Raw genomic sequence first — 19,307 nt, forward strand, 5'->3', positions numbered from 1 at the left:
ACAAATTATGAACTGTTGTAAATAAAAGGCCCTATTACGGTGAAGTAATAGGGCCTTTGTTTGAGATATGGCTCTTGTTCTAAACGAGCCGCTTGTGCTTTTAGTGATATCCAGCTCCGGTGACTAGACCAGTCGGTCATTTCGCTCTCTCGCTCGAAGCAAAAAGCGCTTCAAGGTCGAGAGCTTGAAGTGTCCTGCGATTCTGAACGAGCCGCTTCCGCTTTAAATGATATCCAGCTCCAGCGGCTAGAACAGTCGGTTGTTTCACTCCTTCATTCGAGGCAAAAAGCGCCTCGTAATCAGGAGTTCCAACACCCTCCTGTTCTGAACGAGCCACTTCCGCTTTTATTTGTTAAACGGCCTTTTGTTTTTCTTCTACATCCTGCCCATCCCAGCACTCTGTATTCTTTAAGTCAGGGATAGAGTTTGCAACGAAGACAGGATCTTTTCCTTGTTTCTTTTGCTTCAAATAGTCTACTAATGCAGCGTAAGCAAATTTGCTAAGGAATGAGATGGCAATTAAGTTTGTGAATACCATTAGTCCCATGAATAAATCAGCTAAACTCCAAACTGTTTTAAGAGCAGCGATTGATCCGAAGAATACCATTCCGACAACTGCAACACGATAAATCATTAACCATGTTTTACTTTCTTTAATGAATGCGATATTTGTTTCACCATAATAGTAGTTTCCTAGAAGTGAACTGAAAGCGAATAGGAAAATAATAATCGCTAAGAAAGTGCTTGCCCACGGTCCAATTTGTGAACTTAATGCGTTTTGTGTTAATTCGATACCTTCTAAATTTGATCCTTTGTAAAGTCCAGAACATAATACGATAAATGCTGTTGATGTACATACTAAGAATGTATCTACGAAAACGCCTAACGCTTGAACAAGCCCTTGTTTTACAGGGTGAGATACATCAGATGTTGCTGCTGCATTAGGAGAGCTACCCATTCCCGCTTCTGTAGCGAATAAACCGCGCTGAATTCCGAACTTGATTGCTGCTCCAATACCACCAGCGATGGCTTGGTCTAAACCGAATGCACCGTTAAAGATTTCCATGAAAATGCTTGGTAACATACTGAAGTTGTTAATAACGACAAAAATAGCCACGCCGATATAAACGATTGCCATTGGCGGAACAATCATTTCTGTAATACGTGAAATGCTCTTAATACCACCAAAAATAATAACTGCAACTAATAAGGCTAATAGAGCTCCTACGATTGTTCGCTCTAGTCCAAAAGCATTTTCAAACGCTATTGTTACTGTATTTGCTTGCACTGAATTGAAAATTAATCCGTACGCAACTGTAATAAGAAGTGAAAACCAGACGCCCATCCAGCGTTTGTTTAACCCTTTTTCCATGTAATATGCTGGTCCACCACGGAACCTACTTCCATCTTTTACTTTATAAATTTGCGCAAGTGTACATTCTACAAAACTAGTAGCTGCTCCGATAATTGCGATAAACCACATCCAAAATATTGCGCCAGGTCCACCCATTGAAATTGCTAATGCTACACCAGCTAAGTTTCCGATACCGATACGTGCTGCTGCACTTAAGCAAAATGCTTGGAATGGTGAGATGCTATCTTTCTTTTTTTCTTTTCGATTAAACCCTTTACTAATTAAGCTGACCATCTCACTGAAATGAGTAATTTGGACAAATTTTAATTTAAAAGAGAAGTAAAGACCGAAGCCGATTAGCATTGCAATAAGAATATATGACCATAAAATATTATTCGTTACCTCAAGGAATCTGCTAAAGATATCAACCATATAATACACTTCCTTTTTTTCGTAATAAGAAAATTATATGCAAAAAATATACGAGAATCAATTTTTCTAAAAAATTATGTTACTTAAATCATTTTTGTGTTATGATTATGTTACATCGTAATATTTTTAGAATTATTTACATTTTAAAAAACTAAATTTAAAGCGAGAAGGTGGGGATAATTTGAAAGAAAATTCTTTATGGAAAGTAAGCCTTGAGAGTTTGAAAATGAGAAGTAATATATTTTTTATCATTACATCTTTAAGTATCTTTTTAGGGTCCACTTATTATTACAATAAAAGATTTCCAAATCACAAATATCCTGAGTGGTTAGAATTTCTAAAGTTGATTGGATGAATAAAAGACAGAAAAACAGAAAATTAAAATAAATAAGTTATGGAGGAGCTAAAAATGAATATTAGAGAAAGTGAACTTCCAGGTATTGGTTATAAGTTTCAAATCGTTACGAAAGGTAACGAAAAGATGGTAATTGTCATTCATGATGATGGTCGTAGAGAAATGTATCATTTTGATTCAGATCATGAAGAAAGCATCTCAAGTATTTCGCTACGTGACTCAGAGGCGAGACAAATCGCTGCAATATTAGGTGGAATGGTATATAAGCCTAGGGCGTTAGAAAATGTTGAGATGGTTTTTGAAGGTTTAGCGATTGAGTGGTTCAAAGTGGAGAATACAGCTCCAGCAATCGGAAAAACAATTGGCGATCTTGAAATAAGAAAAACATATAGTGTAACAATAATCGCGGTTATGAAGAAGAACATGAAGAAGCTATTTAATCCAGGACCAGAAACAATAATTGAAGAAGGAGATATGCTTGTAGTTTCAGGTGAGAGAGAAGAAATTAAAAAAATCATTAATGAATTACTTTCAAATAGGGGGGACTGATTAGATGGATACGTTAATTTTTGAAGTTGGTACAGCTTTAGTTTTAGTGGCAATTGCAGCAGTAATTGCTGGAAAATTTAAATTCTCAGTAATTCCTTTTCTAATCGTTCTTGGAATGTTAGTAGGACCGCATGCACCGACAATAGGTGTTATCGATCTCAAATTTATTGAAAGTGCAAGTGTAATTTCCTTCCTTGGACGGATTGGGGTTTTATTCCTTCTATTCTATCTAGGATTAGAATTTTCAATGAAAAAACTAATTAAATCTGGACGCTCTATTGCGATTGGCGGAACGATTTATATTTTAATTAACTTTTCACTTGGTTTGTTATACGGATTTATAATGGGATTCCCATTACTAGAAATCTTAATTATTGCGGGTATTATTACGATTTCTTCTAGCGCTATCGTTGCTAAAGTGTTAGTGGACTTAAGAAGAACTGGTAATAATGAAACCGAATTAATTTTAGGAATTATTATGTTTGAAGATATATTCCTTGCTGTATATTTATCAGTTGTTTCTGGTTTAGTACTTGGAGATCACGCTTCCTTCTTAGGTGCTCTTACTTCAATTGGAATTGCTTTAGGATATATGCTTCTATTCTTTATAGTAGCTAGAAAGGCTACGCCGTTATTAAATAAATTGCTCAATATTAGCTCAGATGAAATCTTTATTATTGTAGTATTTGCTTCATTATTCTTCATTGCTGGTTTTTCAGAAACAATTCACGTTGCAGAAGCAATTGGAGCACTTCTTCTAGGATTAGTTTTCTCTGAGACAGAGCATAGTGACCGAATTGAACATCTTGTTGTTCCATTTAGAGACTTTTTCGGAGCTATTTTCTTCTTCAGCTTCGGGTTAAGTATTGATCCGTTCTCATTAGGCGGAGCGATATGGTTAACGTTAGGTGCTGTCCTTCTTACGATAATCGGTAACTTTGTAGCAGGAATGATTGCAGGAAGACAAGCTGGATTATCTCATAAAGCATCAACAAATATCGGATTAACAATCGTTTCAAGAGGAGAGTTCTCCATCATTATGGCTAATATCGGTATCGCCGGTGGTTTAATGTCAGTACTGAAACCATTCTCAGCACTATACGTGCTTATACTATCCATTTTAGGCCCACTTTTGACAAAAGAGTCGAAGAATGTATATAAATTCTTAAATAAAATCTTTAAGTGGGATATGAAGAAGAGCTGAATTTTTTTAAAGCAAAGTACAAGATATTTATGAAAAAGGGAGCTATGTCGACATAGATTCCTTTTTTATTGGTATTTTTTCAAGGATGAAAGAATACGTTTAATATTTACCATATTGTGGCATACATATAGAAAAAGGGTGCTTGGAAAGGGGAATAAATAGAAATGGAACTCCAGTTTCAAAATGTATATCAACAGGTAGAGAATTGGTATGTGTTGGATTCGGAGCTTCCTTGGGATGTCAAAAAGTTGAGAGAGGATTTGTTTTCTCTTATTGGAGTATGTAAAACGCCCGTTATTTTTTGTGATACGTGTGATGCAAATGATGTGCTTCTATCATTAGGGGAAGAGGAAGAAGAGTTCCTATTCCCAGTAGGTGGTTTTTATCATAAAGAAAAGCAGTTAATTTTCGTTTGTATGTGGGAAGAGTATGATCAAGTTCTCAAAACGCTACTGCATGAATTCCGCCATGCGATGCAGCATGAGAGAGATATATTGTATGTGGGAAGTGAACGGTACGAAGAGCGGTGGATTGAAAAAGATGCGAGGAAGTTCGCGGAGAGGAAATTAGATGAATATAAGAGTAGAAAGTTAATGTAAAGCATAGTGGAGAAATAGCGCTGTGCTTTTTGTACTTATTAAAAATAAGTATTTGACTTTTATTAAGTTTAGTTCTAAACTAATGATATGAAACAAGCGAGGTGATGAAATGAAAACAGAAGATAGACTAGGGCTACTATTATGGTTTCGTTTGTCACGCTTTTATAATAAGAGTATTCGTGAGACGAATCAGCATTTGAAAAAATGGAATATATCTGCCGCCCAGTTTGATGTGTTAGCTCAAGTTGGAGGACATAATCGTTTAACGCAGCAAGAACTTGGAAATAAGCTATTTGTTACGAAAGGAAATGTAACGCAGCTTTTAAATAAAATGGAGCAGCTTGAGTGGATTTTGCGTGAACAAGAGGGTACTACGAAATATATTTCTTTAACAGAAAAGGGAAGAGCTTTATATGAGGAAATCGTCCCACCTCAAGAAACGTTCCAAGCAGAGAAGTTTCATAATTTAAACATAGAGGAACAAAAGCAATTATTAACACTACTAAAAAAGTTACAGTAAGAAAAAATTTTAAAATAAATCTCGAATTCGAGATAGTATGAGGTGAAGGATATGTTTAGAAAAGTTGATCATAAAAATATGGGCAGAGCAAATCATGGTTGGTTAAATACACATTTTCATTTTTCTTTTGCCAATTACTATAATCCAAATAACATGAACTTCGGAGCGTTACGTGTTATTAATGATGATCTAGTAGCGGCGCAAACTGGTTTTGATATGCATCCGCACCGTGATATGGAGATTATTTCTTACGTTGTAGATGGTGCTTTAACACATGAAGACAGCATGGGAAATCGCGGAACAATTGAGCGTGGACATGTTCAATATATGAGTGCTGGCACGGGTGTATTTCATAGCGAGCATAATTTAGGCGATGAAACGCTGCGTTTATTACAAATTTGGATTTTACCAGACCGCGCAGATCATAAACCAAACTATGGTGAGTTTAAATTTGATTGGAGCAAGCGTGAAAATGAATGGTTCCATATGGTATCTTCAGTAGAAGGAAATGCACCAATTCAAATTCACCAAGATGCGAATTTATATTCTTTATCATTAGAGGCTGGAAAAGAAATTCATTTTCCAGTGAAAGAAGGCCGTCAATTGTACCTTGTACAAATTGAAGGAAGCAGTGTAATAAATGGTGAAACGTTTGTTATGCGGGATGCAGCAGAATCTGTAGAAGAAGATATTCACATTCAAGCGAAAGAGCAATCACACCATTTAGTAATTGAATTGAAAAAACAATAAAATGCGTAAAAGAAGAGGACATCCGATAGGATGTCCTCTTTTTTTGATTGGAATTGTCTAAAAAATGTTTCTCAAATTTTCGGTAGAGGTATGAGCTGTAAAAATCAGAATTGTATAAAAGTGTCAAAAATCTTTATGGGAATGGGGAATGTTATAGTGAAAAAGCAAGTCATTTCATCAGCATTAGCGTTAACTGTTATGGCCGGGGGATTTGGAGCGTTTGGGGCAACGACAACGAAAGCGGAAGAACAAAAAATTCAATATCATCAAGAATTTAAAACACCTGCATACATAGGTGAAGAGTGGAAAGCACCGGAAGGATTAGATAAAAAAGAGACGGTCTTTCAATACTTAGAGAGTAAGAAAGATATGTTTAAATTAGCAGGAAATATTGAAAAGCATTTTAATATCGTTGGAGAAGAAAAAGACGCTGAATCTGATACGACACATGTGAAGCTAGTTGAGAAACATAATAACATCCCTGTGTACGGTTCTGATCAAACTGTTACACTTGATAAAGAGAATAATGTAAAAGCATTCTTCGGACAAGTTATTCCGAATTTAGATGATAAAAATATTCCTGCAGCTGCAAGCATTACTGCGGAACAAGCAGAAACAATTGCAAAGGCAGATATTGAGAAAGAAATTGGTAAAGTAAAGAGTTATGATGGTGTGAAAAAAGATTTATTTGTATATGAAAAAGACGGTAATTACTACCTTGCATACTTAGTTAAGGCATCGATTTCAAAACCAGCTCCAGGGTATTGGCATTATTTTGTTGATGCAACGAATGGAAATGTTATTGAGAAATATAACGCTGTAGATAACATTACTGGATTTGGTTACGGAGTATTAGGTGCTAGACAATCATTTGAAATTGCTCAAGATACGAAAACAGGACAATTCAACTTGTTTGATGGTAAACGAGGACAAGGTGTTCATACATTTGATGCAGAAAATATGGACGAGAACTGGTTTAATTTATTCTCACAATGGCTTGGATATACAGGAGAAGAAGTTGAAAGTAAATCTAAGTTCTTCGAAGATAAAGCTGCAGTTGATGCGCATGTAAATGCAGGAAAAGTATATGATTACTACAAAAAGACATTTAATCGTAACTCTTTCGATGATAAAGGTGCGAAGCTTATTTCAACTGTTCACGTAGGGGAGAGCTGGAATAACGCAGCTTGGAATGGTGTGCAAATGATGTACGGTGATGGCGATGGAAAAACGTTCATTCCATTATCTGCTGGACTTGATGTTATCGGTCACGAATTAACGCATGCTGTAACTGAACATACAGCAAACCTTGTTTACAAAAATGAGTCAGGGGCGTTAAATGAATCGTTATCTGATATTATGGGTGTTATGGTTGAGAAGAAGAGCTGGGATTTAGGTGCTGATATTTATACACCTGATAAACCTGGTGATGCACTTCGCTCTCTTAAAGACCCAGCGTCTATTCCAAATCCATTAAAACCAAGTGAGGGTTACCCAGATCACTATAGTAAACGTTATACTGGAACAGCTGATAATGGCGGTGTTCATATTAACAGCAGTATTAACAATAAAGCTGCATATTTAGTGTCTGAAGGCGGAGATCATTACGGCGTGAAAGTAACTGGTGTGGGCCGTGAAGCGACAGAAAAAATTTACTACCGTGCTCTTACGAAATATTTAACTGCAAACTCTGACTTCAAAATGATGCGTCAAGCTGCTCTTCAGTCAGCTGAAGATTTATATGGTAAAAACTCTAAAGCTGTACAAGCTGTAACGAAAGCTTATGATGCAGTAGGTGTAAAATAATAAGAGAAAAGACCTGACATCCTAGTCAGGTCTTTTCTTTATCCCGCTATCCGCAAATGATGAAATTTCCACTTTATTTAGTCGCGAATACCTAATGCGATTTTCGCCATACGTGACATACGTTCTTTCGACCACGGTGGATTCCAAACGACATTTACTTCTATTTCATTAACTTCAGGTACGTTTGTTGATAATACTTTTTTAACGTCTGATACGATTTGCCCAGCCATTGGACAACCGATAGAAGTCATAGTCATCGTAATGACAGCATTATTATTTTCATCTGCTGTAACATCATAAACTAATCCAAGATTAACGATATCAACACCTAGTTCAGGGTCAATAACAGCCTCTAAATTGGCAAGTAATTTATTTTCAAATGCTTCTTGTGACATAAGCAGCCCCTCCTACACTTTAATGATATCGATTCTCATTATAACGGAAATGAGCATAATGTGCAGGAAATGAGCTCAAAAAAATATCCCTCTTTCAAAGAAGGGATATTTTTTGAACATCTATTCTGTTTTAAAATGAGATACGAGTTGATCTAACTCTTCAACTGTTTGTTTCATTTTTCCAGCAGTTACTGCCATTTCATTCATAACAATAACTTTCTGTTCAGCAGATTGTGCCGTTGCGGCAGTTTCGCTCGATACTTCAGTAGAGATAGAAGCGATGTTATTAAGTGAAGCGTTCATTTCTTCAGCACTTGCAGCCATTTCTTCAGCAGTTGCTGATATATCTTGCATTTGAGTAGATACTTTATTTACTTGTTCTACAATTGTTGTGAAAGAAGTACCAGCTTCACGAATAACATTGATACCTTCAAATGCTTCAGAACGGCCTTGAGACATCATAGAGCTAGCAGTTTCTGTATCATTTTGAATTTGATGTAGTAATTGATTAATGTCTGTTGCAGCTGTTTTAGATTGTTCAGCAAGCTTTCGAACTTCGTCAGCTACGACAGCAAATCCTTTTCCTTGCTCACCAGCACGAGCTGCCTCAATAGAAGCATTTAAAGCAAGTAAGTTTGTTTGCTCAGCAATATTAGAAATAGATTGTACAGCAGTATCAATATATTTCGTATGAGTGATTAGACGTTCAACCACTTCTGACGTAGCATTTACAGCTTCGTGTATTGTTGTCATTTGTGAAACAGATTTTTGGATAACGGTACTTCCATCGCTAGCATGTTCAGATGTGGCAACAGCAAGTTCCGCTACAGATGAAGCAGATTCGGCAATGCGCTGAACACTTACTGCCATATCATCCATTGCAGTTGAACTTTCTTCCATACTAGAAGTTTGTGATTGAATACTTGCATTTAAGTTGGACATCGAGCTTTGGACTCTTAATGTCGCCTCACGTGATGTATTCGTTTTTTCTAGCATATTTTCAGAAGCGGTTTGTACTTCCACTGATGTTTTTTGAACACGATTAATAATATGTTGTAGGTTTTCTAACATTTTATTAAATGATGTTGCGATAGCACCTATTTCATCGTTGCTATTTACTTGTAGACGTGCCGTTAAGTCACCTTCTTGAGAGGCCAATTCTTTTAGTTTCGTGTCAATTTGTTGAATTGGTTTCACCAGTTTACCAGAGAACCACCATGCAAGAATAATTGCAACGATAATACATACAACAAGTGATAAGAAAATAACATATTCGATTAAGAGTGCAGATTGATCAATTTTTTCAATAGATTGTTCACGTAATTTAGCTTGTTCATTACTGTAATTTGTGAAGTCACCAATTACTTTATAGACCGTTCCGTTTTCTGAAGAAGCTACTTGTAAAGCTTCTTCCCATTTTTGGTCTTTTGCAAGAGTGAATACTTTTTCTTCAATGAACTTTCTCCAAGTAGACCCTAATTCCATTGTGCTTTTTACGGACGAAGAAAGATTTGGATTAGAAAGAAGTTTATCTTTTGAATCCTCAAGACGTTTACTCATCTCATTAAACTTGTCTAATTCGACTTGATCATGTTGTAGTAAATAACCTCTTAAAGCAGAGAGCTGTACTTGATAAGCGTCTCCACGCTCTTTCAATTCTGTTGCCAGTGGAGAAATTTCTTTTTGTAATGTTTCAGCTTTACGAGATTGGTCGATAGCAAAAAATAAAATAAATGCTAAGGCGACACCAAATAAAGCGCAAATCGTTCCCATCATGAACATAAGTTTTTTTCTGATACTTACAAAATTCATATAATTAAAAGCCTCCTTTGTGAAATCTTAGTATTAGAATTAATAAATGTAAAAAATTGAAAGAAAGCTTTACTCCAGTTGGAATAAAGCTTTCTTATTTCCTTTAGGAATTATAGCAGACGGAATGAGAGATAGAAAGAGATATTTTAAAGTGAAAAAAGAGAGACTGTAAAACTTTCATTCCTATACCTTTGAGCTCGTGTCATTTTCACTTTAAGCGTTTGTTTTGAAATGAGAGACGAGAACTTCAAGTTCTTGTACGATTGTTTTCATTTTAGATGATTTTTTAGCCACGATACTCATTTTGTTTACTTGATCACCAGCCGAATGCGCTGTTTGTGATGTTTCTGCAGCAACTTCGTTTGAAATAGAAGCGATATTATTTAAAGCTGCGTTCATTTCTTCAGAGCTTGCAGCCATCTCTTCAGCAGTTGCAGACATTTCTTGCATTTGTGTAGAGACTTTGTTAATGTGGTTAACAATTTCTGAGAATGAAGATCCGGCGGTACGAATAACCGTAATTCCTTCAGAAGCTTCTGCTTGACCTTGTGTCATCATATCATTTGCTATTTTTGTATCAGCTTGAATTTGATGAAGTAAATGGTTAATGTCAGTTGCGGCTAGTTGAGATTGTTCAGCAAGTTTTCGAACTTCATCGGCGACAACAGCGAATCCTTTGCCGTGTTCACCAGCACGAGCTGCTTCAATAGAAGCATTTAAAGCAAGTAAATTTGTTTGGTCGGCGATATTTGAAATAGATTGAAGTGCAGTATCTATATGATTTGTATGTGTAATGAGTCGCTCAACTACTTGTGATGTAGCGTTAACGGCTTCGTTAATTGTATGCATTTGTGTAATAGATTTCTCAATGACTTTATTCCCATTATCTGCTTTTTCTGAAGTTGTGACAGCTAAACTAGTAACAGAAGAGGCGGACTCAGCGATACGCTGAACACTCGTTGCCATGTCATCCATTGCGGTTGAACTTTCTTCAATGCTAGAAACTTGTGAACGAATATTGTGTTCAAGAGCATTCATAGTTTCTTGGGTCCTTGCGGTATTTTCCATAGAAGCGGTTGTTTCAATAAATACATTTTCGGAAGCTTCTTTTACACTTGTTGATGTTTGTTGAACTTGTTTTATTATATGCTGTAAGTTAGTGAGCATTTGATTAAAGGAATTTGCAATGTCACCAATTTCATCTTTACTCGTTACGTGTAATCTAGCCGTTAAATCTCCATCTTGAGAAGCTAATTCTTTTAACTTCTCATCAATTTGTCGAATTGGTTTAACGAGTTTACCAGAGAACCACCATGCTAATAAAATAGACGTTAATGTACATGTAATGAGTGAGAAGAAAATAATATATTGAATAAGTGATGAAGAAGACTCGACATCAGCAATTAATGCGTCACGTTTCTCATTTTCTTCATTTGTATATTTATTAAAACGACCTAAAAGATCATTTACATAATCTGTTTGTGATAAAGCAATTTTGGATGCTTCGTCCCATTTTCCTTCACGCGCAAGAGGGAGTACCTCATTATCTATGACGCTACGCCATTTTCCTCCCATTAAAATGGCTTCTTTCATTCCTTCTGGGAGCTTTTTGTCACTTGTTACTTTCTCTCTAGTATCAGCTAATTTTTTCCCTTCTCGGTTGAACTTATCTAATCCTTTTTGATCATGTGATAGCAAATATTCTTGTAAACCAGCAACTTGTCCTTGGAACCAATCGCCACGTTCTTTTAAAATCGTCGCTCTTTTTGATACATCATTTTTTAACGTTTCGATTTCACTTGCTTGATTCATGGCGAATGAAAGAATAACAATAAGAGCAATGCTAAATAAAGAAGAAATGCTTAAGAGTGTGAACAGTAGTTTTTTTCGAATACTAACATATTTCATCGTTACCCCTACCCTCATTTAAACTGTTTATTATGATTTATAGATATTTAAAACAAAATTAATAAAAACATTATTATGAAGTTATTAATCTGTTCAATGAAAATTATAGCAGATAATGGAAGGAGTCAGATTAGTATTAGAAAAAGTTCTTAAAATGTATACATTTGCATATCATAAAATTCATAAATAAATATTAGAAATGCTATTGAAATTTGAAATGACATCATGTATACTTCTAATTAGTTGATAACGATTATCAGTATCAACTAAAAACATTACTCTTCGTTATGTTGGTCATACCCCTTTTTGACGACGTAAGTCAGAGACGAAATGTTGAAATATCTTGTGTCCTATTCTACAGAATTATGGTAATCTCCAACCTCAACTTATATGCGTGAGCATGCAAAAAGGATCCTATCCGTGAAGGGATCCTTTTTTGCATGCTGTCGCAATTATTGTATATAGACCAGGGATACGTTCTTCGATTCCTTCTGGTGCAGTAGAAGGAAAGACCCATCTTTGATGAGATCCATGTTCTTCAACTAGTTTTTCGATTTTAAAACGTTCTTCCGCAAGTGTTGTAATGATTTCTCCTAGCGTCCAGCGACGGATGGTTGTTTTAGGTAGCGATTCTTTCTGTGCTTCTGTAAGAAGGATGCTATAAGCAACATCATCTTCAATTAATTTTTCATCGAAATAATTTCCATTGGCCTTAAATGATGGGTGGTCGACTCCTAATAATTTTGTGTAAACAGGATGATAGTCACGAAGTATAAGCATTCCATCTCGCTTAAGTAAAGTAGCAATTTTTTGAAAGAGTGGTTTTAAATCTAGAAAGTAATGGAGTACACCAAGTTCCAGCAATACGATATCAAATGATTCGGAGAGCTGCACATTTAATACATCAGAAACGACATACTGGATAGAGACACCTGCTGCGTCCGCAAGTTCATTTGCATATTTTGCATTACTTGCTGAAATATCAACAACTGTTACGTCAGAGCCTAAAAGGGCAAGTGCGACAGCTTTATTTCCTTTTGAGCCGAGTAAGTTAATAATACGTTTTCCTTTTGGAGATTGTATGTAAGGTAAATAATGTGCTACTTCGCGTGTGGGATCTTCCATAATTTTTTTTGCATAATCCTCTGGCGCCCCATGGCGATTCGTCCAAGCTTCATAAGCAGCTGTATTCCAGCTTTTTTCATTTATAGTGCTTAGTTGTTTTTGGTTCAATGTTATCACTCCTTTTGTGAACGTATAGGTATTCGGCGGGAGGATGGGATTTCCTTTTCGTTCTGGATAAAAGTTTGATTTTTCTGTGATTAAGTCGTACAATACTTGTTATACGTAAAAGCGTTGAAAAGGAAAAGTAGGATGAACACATTCTTTCCAGAGAGCTTCGGTAGCTGAGAAGAAGCAAGAATATTCATTTGAACAATGGCCTTTGAGCTTCGTCCTGAACTTATCAAATGATAATAGTAGGCGGCGACGAGAGTTGGTACTCGTTATCAAAACCACAGTATAAGAGCATATAGCTCCGTACTTGTTAAGGCTAATTATGTGAGTAATTGGCGAAATAAGGTGGTACCGCGACTGTTTATACAGCCCCGCCCTTATCTTTTTTAAGATAGGGGTGGGGCTTTTTATATTTTAAAGGAGGAATGTAAGATGAGTATTTTTATTGGGGGCGCTTGGCCGTATGCGAATGGTTCATTACATCTTGGTCATATTGCGAGTTTATTACCTGGAGATATTTTAGCACGTTATTACCGGTCAAAAGGTGAGAATGTGCTGTATGTTTCGGGAAGTGATTGTAATGGAACACCGATTGCAATTAGGGCAAAACAAGAAGGTGTGACGGCGAAGGAAATTGCTGATCAGTATCATGAAGAGTTCCAGCGATGTTTTCGTAGCCTTGGTTTTACTTATGATTGCTATACACGTACAGATAGTGAGCACCATCATGAAACGGTTCAAAATGTTTTTTTACGTTTATTAGAAGAAGGACATATTTATAAAAAAATAGTGGAACAAGCGTATTGTGAAACGTGTACGCAGTTTTTACCGGATCGTTATGTAGAAGGAATATGTCCACATTGCCATGAAGCAGCAAGAGGAGATCAATGCGATGCGTGTTCTGCTATTTTAGATCCACTCGATTTGTTAGAAAAGAAATGTAAGTTATGTGGTAGTACACCATCTGTACAGGAAACAGAGCATTTCTATTTCGCATTGCATACATTTCAGGAGCAAATTAAAAGGGCTGTAGAAATTACCAAACAAACAGGGACATGGCGCGACAATGCGATTCAACTAACAGAGAGATATGTAAAGGAAGGATTACTAGATAGGGCCGTATCACGTGATTTACCAATTGGGGTACCAATTCCAGTAGAAGGGTATGAAGATAAGAAAATTTACGTATGGATTGAAGCAGTGACAGGCTATTATTCAGCGAGTAAATATTGGGCTGAAGAAACAGGGAAAGATGATCAAGAGTTTTGGGATAGCGAAGCGAAAACATATTATGTGCACGGAAAGGATAATATTCCGTTTCATTCCGTCATTTGGCCAGCGGTATTACTTGGAATAGGGGAGGAAGCAATCCCGCGTCATATCGTTTCGAATGAATATTTAACAGTTGAAAAAAGAAAATTATCTACAAGTAAAAACTGGGCAGTATGGGTGCCTGACATATTAGAACGCTATGATCCAGATTCTATTCGTTACTTTTTAACCGTCAACGCACCAGAAAATCGCGATACTGATTTTTCATGGCGGGAATTTATTTACAGTCATAATAGTGAATTATTAGGTGCATACGGGAACTTTGTGAACCGGACATTAAAGTTTATCGAAAAATATTATGGTGGTATCGTGCCGAAGCGAAGTATTGAGGTAGAGCTGAAAGATAAAGTAGAAGGATTATATAAGCGTGTAGGAGAGGCGATTGAGCAAACTAAATTTAAGGTGGCGCTAGAAACAATATTTGATGCAGTACGTTTTGCAAATAAATACTTTGATGAAAAGCAGCCTTGGAAACAAAGAGAAGATGATCCAGTTTCATGTGAAGAAACGATTTATAACTGTGTGTATCTTATCGCTAATTTTGCAAATCTCCTTGAACCGTTTTTACCATTTTCAAGTGAAAGGGTTAGAAACACATTGTCGATTGTGAAACGAAATTGGGAACCGCAAAATACGTTGCCAAGTAGAATTGATAGCGTACAGCCATTATTTGAGCGAATCGATGTAAAACAAATTGAGCATGAGATAGAGAAGCTGTATGGAGCAGTAAAATGAGATAGAGAAAAAGACCTTTCAAGTAAATGAAAGGTCTTTTGTTATGCAGTATGATTCTCTTTCTTATCTTTCAAAAAGAAAAGTACAGCAAGGATTACAAGAATAATAGCTGCAATATCATACGTTATTTTAAATGTAGTATTAAAGTTTAAGTACTCTACGAAAGGAGTTTTCACTGCTCCTGCATATATACAAACGGGAATGAGAAGTAAATCGTAAAATTTCTTTTCTTTCATATATCTTATTAGGAAGAAGATACACATAATAGCAAAAAATACGATGCTTAAAATAGTCATTTATACCTCCAGATAAATTTACTTATTTTAATTGCAGTTATATCTTTTATATAAATTCTGTATTTTTTCAAGCGCTATGCACGCGATTTTGTTTCCTTTCTTTCCTAGCCGTAAGCAGCTGAGGAATGAAGATCCCAACTAATATGAAAATAATTCCAATCCACTGCATGAACGTTACGACTTCATGTACAAGTGTAATAGAAGCAATAATAGCAGTTGGTAATTCAGCTGCACCTAATATCGTACCAAGCCCTGTTCCAACCTTTGGTACACCGATTGAAAAACAAATGACAGGTACAACAACGCCGAATAATCCGAGGAAGAAAGCATATTTCCATAGACCGGCTTGCAAAGCACCGTCTGTTAAAAAGGTTGGCGGAAAGAATAGGCATACGATAAGAGTAGCGCTTGTTGTCATAAGGAAGCTTTTCGTATAAGGCGGAACATCCGTAGCGACGCGCCCGCTTGCAAAAACATAGAATGAAAAAGAGACTGCAGCTAATAGTCCAAAGATAATCCCTTTCGTAGAAAAACTTTGTCCGAGGCCTTCAAATACACCACCTGCAAACAATGTACCAGCAAATAAAATAAGGATAGATATGATCTTATCGCGGCTTGGAAATGTTCGATTTGCAATCGCTTCGATAATGACACCAATCCAAGTGAACTGAAAGAGTAGGACGACAGCGATAGATGCGGGTAGTTCTTCTACAGAAATAGCGTAGAAAATCCCAGTCATACTCATTGTTGTTCCGACGGTTAGTAATGAAAAGAATTGTTTTTTTGTTACTTTATGACGTGAAAAGAAAAGAACGAGTAGAAATAGTCCAATCCATCCGAAGACATATTGTCCTCCTAATAGTTGATGTGCTGAAAATCCATTTATGAATCCGAGTTTGAAAATAGTTGAAAGTATGCCATAGCTGCAAGCACCGAATAAAACGAGCAATGAATATTTAAACTTCTCCATAAAAAATCCTCCTTTTAAGTAATAAAAAACGCCCGCTATCCAAATAAGGATAACGGGCGAACGAAACAGAGTAAGACACTCTACAAAATTCCGCCACTCATACGAAGTATGAAATTTGGGGTATGAAATTGTAGTAGGTTTTTACATTGCTTTTGGGAATACAATAGAACATTTTACACCTTGAGGCGTGTTTTGTATCCCATAAGGAAATTGATGTTTATCTAATATTTGTTTCACGATATATAATCCAAGACCACTACCTTGTACTAAACCGTGTTTATCAGGGTTTGCGCGATAGAAAGGCTCAAATAAATGAGCAAGTTTATCTTCATCAATTTGTGAACCTGTATTTAATACTTCTAATGCGTAACCATTTGGTTTTTCATAAAGCTTTATATATACGTGCTGATGGTCAATTGTATAATGAATTGCATTTGAAATAATGTTAAAAATAGCAGTTTGAATAAATTTAGGATCAGCTAAAATTTGTACGTCGTGTTTAATATTAGATTGTACATTTAATTGTTTTACAGATACAAAGTAATCTACTTTCTTCATAACATCCTCAATAATATTAGATAAAGAAATGACTTCTAAATTAGGTTTAAATTGAGGGTTTTGTATTTTGGATAATTCCGACATTTTTTCCGTTAATATGTTAATGTCTTGCATCATCTCGTAGGAACGTTTCAAATACTTATCTCTATCTTTATAAGCTCCAATTCCGTGAATCATGCCATCTAGTTGTCCCATAACGGCTGCGATTGGTGTTTTTAATTCATGGGATACCATAGACATAAATTCTTTACGAGATTGTTCTAATTGTTGTTCCTTCTTGAGCTCATTTCTTAAATCTTGATTGCTTGCATGTAAATTCTTCACAATGTTTGGTACTTGTGAAGCAGCTACTTGCAAATTAAAATCTGTTTGATCTGCATTTTTGTTAAGTAGCTTTTTATCTGAGAAATCAAGATTCATAATATCTTTTAAAGCATCGCTCATATATTGAAAAGGTTTGGCAATTAGTTTTGTATAAATTAAAGATCCGAGTAGTGATAATGCAAGCATTGTCGCGCCAATATGTGGAGCTAATTGCTGCAACGCATCTGCTAACTTTGGATTATCATTTGTATCATTTGTTTTACTTGCTGCATTTTGTGTATGTAAGGCATCATTATTAGCGGCTTTCTTTTCTGCTTCTGTAGGCGGATTAGAAGTGCTATTTTTCCCCGAAAGATTTTGTGTATGTTCTTTTGCCTTTGCAGTTTGGCTAGGCTGCAAAAGGTGATTGATAGCTGTAGAAAGAGATTTATAATCTATAATAGAAGATTGGAAATTAGAAATGCTCCCCTCTGACACAGCTTTATTTTGCTTCGTTTTACTTTCGTCGTTTTGCTTATCTGAATTCGCCTGTTCTGTAGTCGGCGTTCCATTTTCTTTCGCAAAACGTTCTTTATCGTAGTTTGAAGCTAGAAAGTAAATAATTTGATAAAGACAAAGTGATAAAAGAATACAAAATAATAAGGTTTTGATGAAAATATTTTTGGTGATGTTGTCTTTGCTACGATTCGATTTTGTAGCCAATGCCTTTCACCGTTTTAATATAAGGAATTCCTAATTTTTTTCTTAAGTTTTTAATATGTGTATCTATAACTCTTACATCACCATAATGTTCATAGCCCCATACCTTATTCAACAAATCACTTCTTGATAATACTTTTCCTCGATTTTGCAGTAAAGTATAAATAATTTCAAATTCTTTTGTTGTCAATTCAATTTGATTACCATGAACATAAGCTGCATATGCTGTAGAGTTTAACATCAATTCATGGAATTGTAGTATAGTTGCAGCTTCTGCTTCCTTCGTTGCTGCCCTTCTTAATACAGCCTCTACACGCTTAATAAATACAGTGTAATGGAACGGTTTCGTAATATAGTCATCAATACCTAACTCAAATCCTTTAATTTCACTTTCTTCATTATGTAAGCCTGTTAACATAATGATTGGTACATCAGATTGTCCTCGCATAATTTTACAAATACTATAGCCATCTATATCTGGTAACATTACATCGAGGAGGACAAGGTCGTATGAATTTTTTTGGAAAAGAAGAATACCTTCTGTTCCAGCACCAACTACATCAACTGTAAAGTTTTGTGCCATTAGAAATTCACGAATAAGTTCTTGTATATCTGGGTTGTCTTCAATCACCAGTATATGCGTCATAGTAACACCTCCTAAATAACGCTTTTTACTGCAATATTCGAATTCATCATTTTTCGAGTGACTCAGATTGTTTATACATATAATAAGCCCCCGCTATAAAATAATCATAAAGGTAGCAAGGGGAATAGTTTAGTGTTACTGAATAGTTCAGAATTACAGTAGTTCTATTATAGTATGTATTATAAAATTTATAAAACATTATAACTGTATAATTTTAATATCTACGTTTATCAATGTTTAAATGTTAGCTAATCAAATCTATTCCTATTATATATGTAAATACAGTTGTTTTGCTACTGTAAATGAATAAATAAAATAAGCCAAGACATAAAATTCTTGGCTACACATAAATCTTGTTTTTAGGCTATTTTACAGTGACAGTAGCTTGCTGCTGAACGCGCTCAAATAACCAGTGTATATCATTGTTATACATACGAATACAACCAAGTGTTGTCCATTTGCCGATTGCTTGATTATTGTTAGTTCCGTGAATCGCATAAGTTGTTCCGTAAGTTCCTGCCATATTTAATCCGAGCCAACGGTCACCAAGTGGATTACGTGGATCGCCGCCTTTAATTTTGCCTGTATAATAAGGGCGATTTTTAATTTTATTTACGATTTGAAAAGTGCCTTTAGGTGTAGGTGTTGCAGCTTTTCCAGTAGCGACAGTAAAACTTTTTATAAATTTTCCATCCTGATAATAATCCATTTTATTTAACTGAGTGTCTACGATTAATTGATCTTTCGTTGTAGCTGCCTCTGCGCTAGCGAATGGAAGAGTTAAAAATCCTAATGATAATAGTGCACTTAATAATAATTTTTTCATT

At 35.6% G+C, this 19,307-nt stretch carries 17 protein-coding genes and 1 other annotated feature; of the genes, 7 read left to right on the forward strand and 10 right to left on the reverse strand.

From position 1 onward, the window contains the following. Positions 1-352: 352 nt before the first annotated feature. The gene (locus tag ACTFO4_RS12150) at positions 353-1,786 is read right to left on the reverse strand and encodes an alanine/glycine:cation symporter family protein (RefSeq protein ID WP_000227590.1); all 1,434 of its coding nucleotides are present in this window, start codon (positions 1,784-1,786) and stop codon (positions 353-355) included. Positions 1,787-2,195: 409 nt separating this feature from the next. Between ACTFO4_RS12150 and ACTFO4_RS12155 the strand changes: the two genes are divergently transcribed. The 6 genes from ACTFO4_RS12155 to ACTFO4_RS12180 all read left to right on the forward strand — a co-directional run bounded on the left by ACTFO4_RS12155 (position 2,196) and on the right by ACTFO4_RS12180 (position 7,569). Further along, entirely contained in the window at positions 2,196-2,690 is a 495-nt protein-coding gene (locus ACTFO4_RS12155; protein WP_001026073.1) for a cation:proton antiporter regulatory subunit, read from the forward strand. Positions 2,691-2,694: 4 nt separating this feature from the next. Then, entirely contained in the window at positions 2,695-3,894 is a 1,200-nt protein-coding gene (locus tag ACTFO4_RS12160; protein ID WP_000380222.1) for a cation:proton antiporter, read from the forward strand. 164 nt (positions 3,895-4,058) lie between these two features. After that, positions 4,059-4,493, forward strand: a complete 435-nt coding sequence (locus ACTFO4_RS12165; protein WP_224201263.1) for a DUF3920 family protein — start codon at positions 4,059-4,061, stop codon at positions 4,491-4,493. Positions 4,494-4,602: 109 nt separating this feature from the next. Continuing rightward, the gene (locus tag ACTFO4_RS12170; protein WP_000845467.1) at positions 4,603-5,013 is read left to right on the forward strand and encodes a MarR family winged helix-turn-helix transcriptional regulator; all 411 of its coding nucleotides are present in this window, start codon (positions 4,603-4,605) and stop codon (positions 5,011-5,013) included. A 51-nt stretch (positions 5,014-5,064) separates the two neighbouring features. Further along, positions 5,065-5,763 (forward strand): pirin family protein, encoded by a 699-nt coding sequence (locus tag ACTFO4_RS12175; protein WP_017674535.1) that lies wholly within the window; start codon positions 5,065-5,067, stop codon positions 5,761-5,763. Between the two features lie 156 nt (positions 5,764-5,919). Continuing rightward, positions 5,920-7,569 carry a M4 family metallopeptidase gene (locus tag ACTFO4_RS12180; RefSeq protein WP_224201264.1) on the forward strand — a complete coding sequence of 550 codons (1,650 nt, stop codon included), beginning with the start codon at positions 5,920-5,922 and terminating at the stop codon, positions 7,567-7,569. 77 nt (positions 7,570-7,646) lie between these two features. On the opposite strand, the gene ACTFO4_RS12185 is transcribed toward ACTFO4_RS12180, so the two are convergent. The 4 genes from ACTFO4_RS12185 to ACTFO4_RS12200 all read right to left on the reverse strand — a co-directional run bounded on the left by ACTFO4_RS12185 (position 7,647) and on the right by ACTFO4_RS12200 (position 12,917). Beyond that, positions 7,647-7,964 (reverse strand): metal-sulfur cluster assembly factor, encoded by a 318-nt coding sequence (locus ACTFO4_RS12185; RefSeq protein WP_000076422.1) that lies wholly within the window; start codon positions 7,962-7,964, stop codon positions 7,647-7,649. A 120-nt stretch (positions 7,965-8,084) separates the two neighbouring features. Beyond that, complete coding sequence (locus ACTFO4_RS12190) at positions 8,085-9,776, reverse strand: methyl-accepting chemotaxis protein (protein ID WP_001012207.1); 1,692 nt, start codon at positions 9,774-9,776, stop codon at positions 8,085-8,087. Between the two features lie 213 nt (positions 9,777-9,989). Beyond that, positions 9,990-11,684, reverse strand: a complete 1,695-nt coding sequence (locus ACTFO4_RS12195; RefSeq protein WP_224201265.1) for a methyl-accepting chemotaxis protein — start codon at positions 11,682-11,684, stop codon at positions 9,990-9,992. 414 nt (positions 11,685-12,098) lie between these two features. Then, positions 12,099-12,917: a class I SAM-dependent methyltransferase gene (locus ACTFO4_RS12200; protein WP_326235362.1), complete on the reverse strand. Its 819-nt coding sequence runs from the start codon at positions 12,915-12,917 to the stop codon at positions 12,099-12,101. A gap of 114 nt (positions 12,918-13,031) precedes the next feature. Continuing rightward, positions 13,032-13,302 (forward strand) — a binding site (T-box leader). Positions 13,303-13,352: 50 nt separating this feature from the next. Between ACTFO4_RS12200 and metG the strand changes: the two genes are divergently transcribed. Beyond that, complete coding sequence (gene metG / locus ACTFO4_RS12205) at positions 13,353-14,987, forward strand: methionine--tRNA ligase (protein WP_440013710.1); 1,635 nt, start codon at positions 13,353-13,355, stop codon at positions 14,985-14,987. Between the two features lie 41 nt (positions 14,988-15,028). Here metG and ACTFO4_RS12210 read toward each other — a convergent pair whose 3' ends face one another. From ACTFO4_RS12210 to ACTFO4_RS12230, 5 genes are all read right to left on the reverse strand, one after another. Next, positions 15,029-15,283: a hypothetical protein gene (locus ACTFO4_RS12210; protein WP_000154129.1), complete on the reverse strand. Its 255-nt coding sequence runs from the start codon at positions 15,281-15,283 to the stop codon at positions 15,029-15,031. 67 nt (positions 15,284-15,350) lie between these two features. Beyond that, positions 15,351-16,253, reverse strand: coding sequence for an EamA family transporter (locus ACTFO4_RS12215; RefSeq protein WP_000410481.1), 903 nt, complete (start codon positions 16,251-16,253; stop codon positions 15,351-15,353). 141 nt (positions 16,254-16,394) lie between these two features. Then, the gene (locus tag ACTFO4_RS12220; RefSeq protein ID WP_078420907.1) at positions 16,395-17,837 is read right to left on the reverse strand and encodes a sensor histidine kinase; all 1,443 of its coding nucleotides are present in this window, start codon (positions 17,835-17,837) and stop codon (positions 16,395-16,397) included. Continuing rightward, positions 17,815-18,480, reverse strand: a complete 666-nt coding sequence (locus ACTFO4_RS12225) for a response regulator transcription factor (RefSeq protein WP_000148833.1) — start codon at positions 18,478-18,480, stop codon at positions 17,815-17,817. Before ACTFO4_RS12225 ends, ACTFO4_RS12220 begins: the two co-directional genes overlap by 23 nt. 364 nt (positions 18,481-18,844) lie before the next feature. Beyond that, on the reverse strand, positions 18,845-19,306 hold the full coding sequence (locus ACTFO4_RS12230; RefSeq protein ID WP_000735058.1) for a L,D-transpeptidase: 462 nt from the start codon (positions 19,304-19,306) through the stop codon (positions 18,845-18,847). Position 19,307: the final 1 nt, after the last annotated feature.

The sequence above is a fragment of the Bacillus cereus group sp. MYBKT14-1 genome, assembly GCF_051915185.1.
Taxonomy (GTDB): domain Bacteria; phylum Bacillota; class Bacilli; order Bacillales; family Bacillaceae_G; genus Bacillus_A; species Bacillus_A cereus.

What these genes read in the sequence shown, in the direction of transcription:
- ACTFO4_RS12150 (WP_000227590.1), bottom strand. Translation starts at nt 1,786, where the DNA reads ATGGTTGATATCTTTAGCAGATTCCTTGAGGTAACGAATAATATTTTA.
- ACTFO4_RS12155 (WP_001026073.1), top strand. Translation starts at nt 2,196, where the DNA reads ATGAATATTAGAGAAAGTGAACTTCCAGGTATTGGTTATAAGTTTCAA.
- ACTFO4_RS12160 (WP_000380222.1), top strand. Translation starts at nt 2,695, where the DNA reads ATGGATACGTTAATTTTTGAAGTTGGTACAGCTTTAGTTTTAGTGGCA.
- ACTFO4_RS12165 (WP_224201263.1), top strand. Translation starts at nt 4,059, where the DNA reads ATGGAACTCCAGTTTCAAAATGTATATCAACAGGTAGAGAATTGGTAT.
- ACTFO4_RS12170 (WP_000845467.1), top strand. Translation starts at nt 4,603, where the DNA reads ATGAAAACAGAAGATAGACTAGGGCTACTATTATGGTTTCGTTTGTCA.
- ACTFO4_RS12175 (WP_017674535.1), top strand. Translation starts at nt 5,065, where the DNA reads ATGTTTAGAAAAGTTGATCATAAAAATATGGGCAGAGCAAATCATGGT.
- ACTFO4_RS12185 (WP_000076422.1), bottom strand. Translation starts at nt 7,964, where the DNA reads ATGTCACAAGAAGCATTTGAAAATAAATTACTTGCCAATTTAGAGGCT.
- ACTFO4_RS12190 (WP_001012207.1), bottom strand. Translation starts at nt 9,776, where the DNA reads ATGAATTTTGTAAGTATCAGAAAAAAACTTATGTTCATGATGGGAACG.
- ACTFO4_RS12195 (WP_224201265.1), bottom strand. Translation starts at nt 11,684, where the DNA reads ATGAAATATGTTAGTATTCGAAAAAAACTACTGTTCACACTCTTAAGC.
- metG (WP_440013710.1), top strand. Translation starts at nt 13,353, where the DNA reads ATGAGTATTTTTATTGGGGGCGCTTGGCCGTATGCGAATGGTTCATTA.
- ACTFO4_RS12210 (WP_000154129.1), bottom strand. Translation starts at nt 15,283, where the DNA reads ATGACTATTTTAAGCATCGTATTTTTTGCTATTATGTGTATCTTCTTC.
- ACTFO4_RS12215 (WP_000410481.1), bottom strand. Translation starts at nt 16,253, where the DNA reads ATGGAGAAGTTTAAATATTCATTGCTCGTTTTATTCGGTGCTTGCAGC.
- ACTFO4_RS12225 (WP_000148833.1), bottom strand. Translation starts at nt 18,480, where the DNA reads ATGACGCATATACTGGTGATTGAAGACAACCCAGATATACAAGAACTT.
- ACTFO4_RS12230 (WP_000735058.1), bottom strand. Translation starts at nt 19,306, where the DNA reads ATGAAAAAATTATTATTAAGTGCACTATTATCATTAGGATTTTTAACT.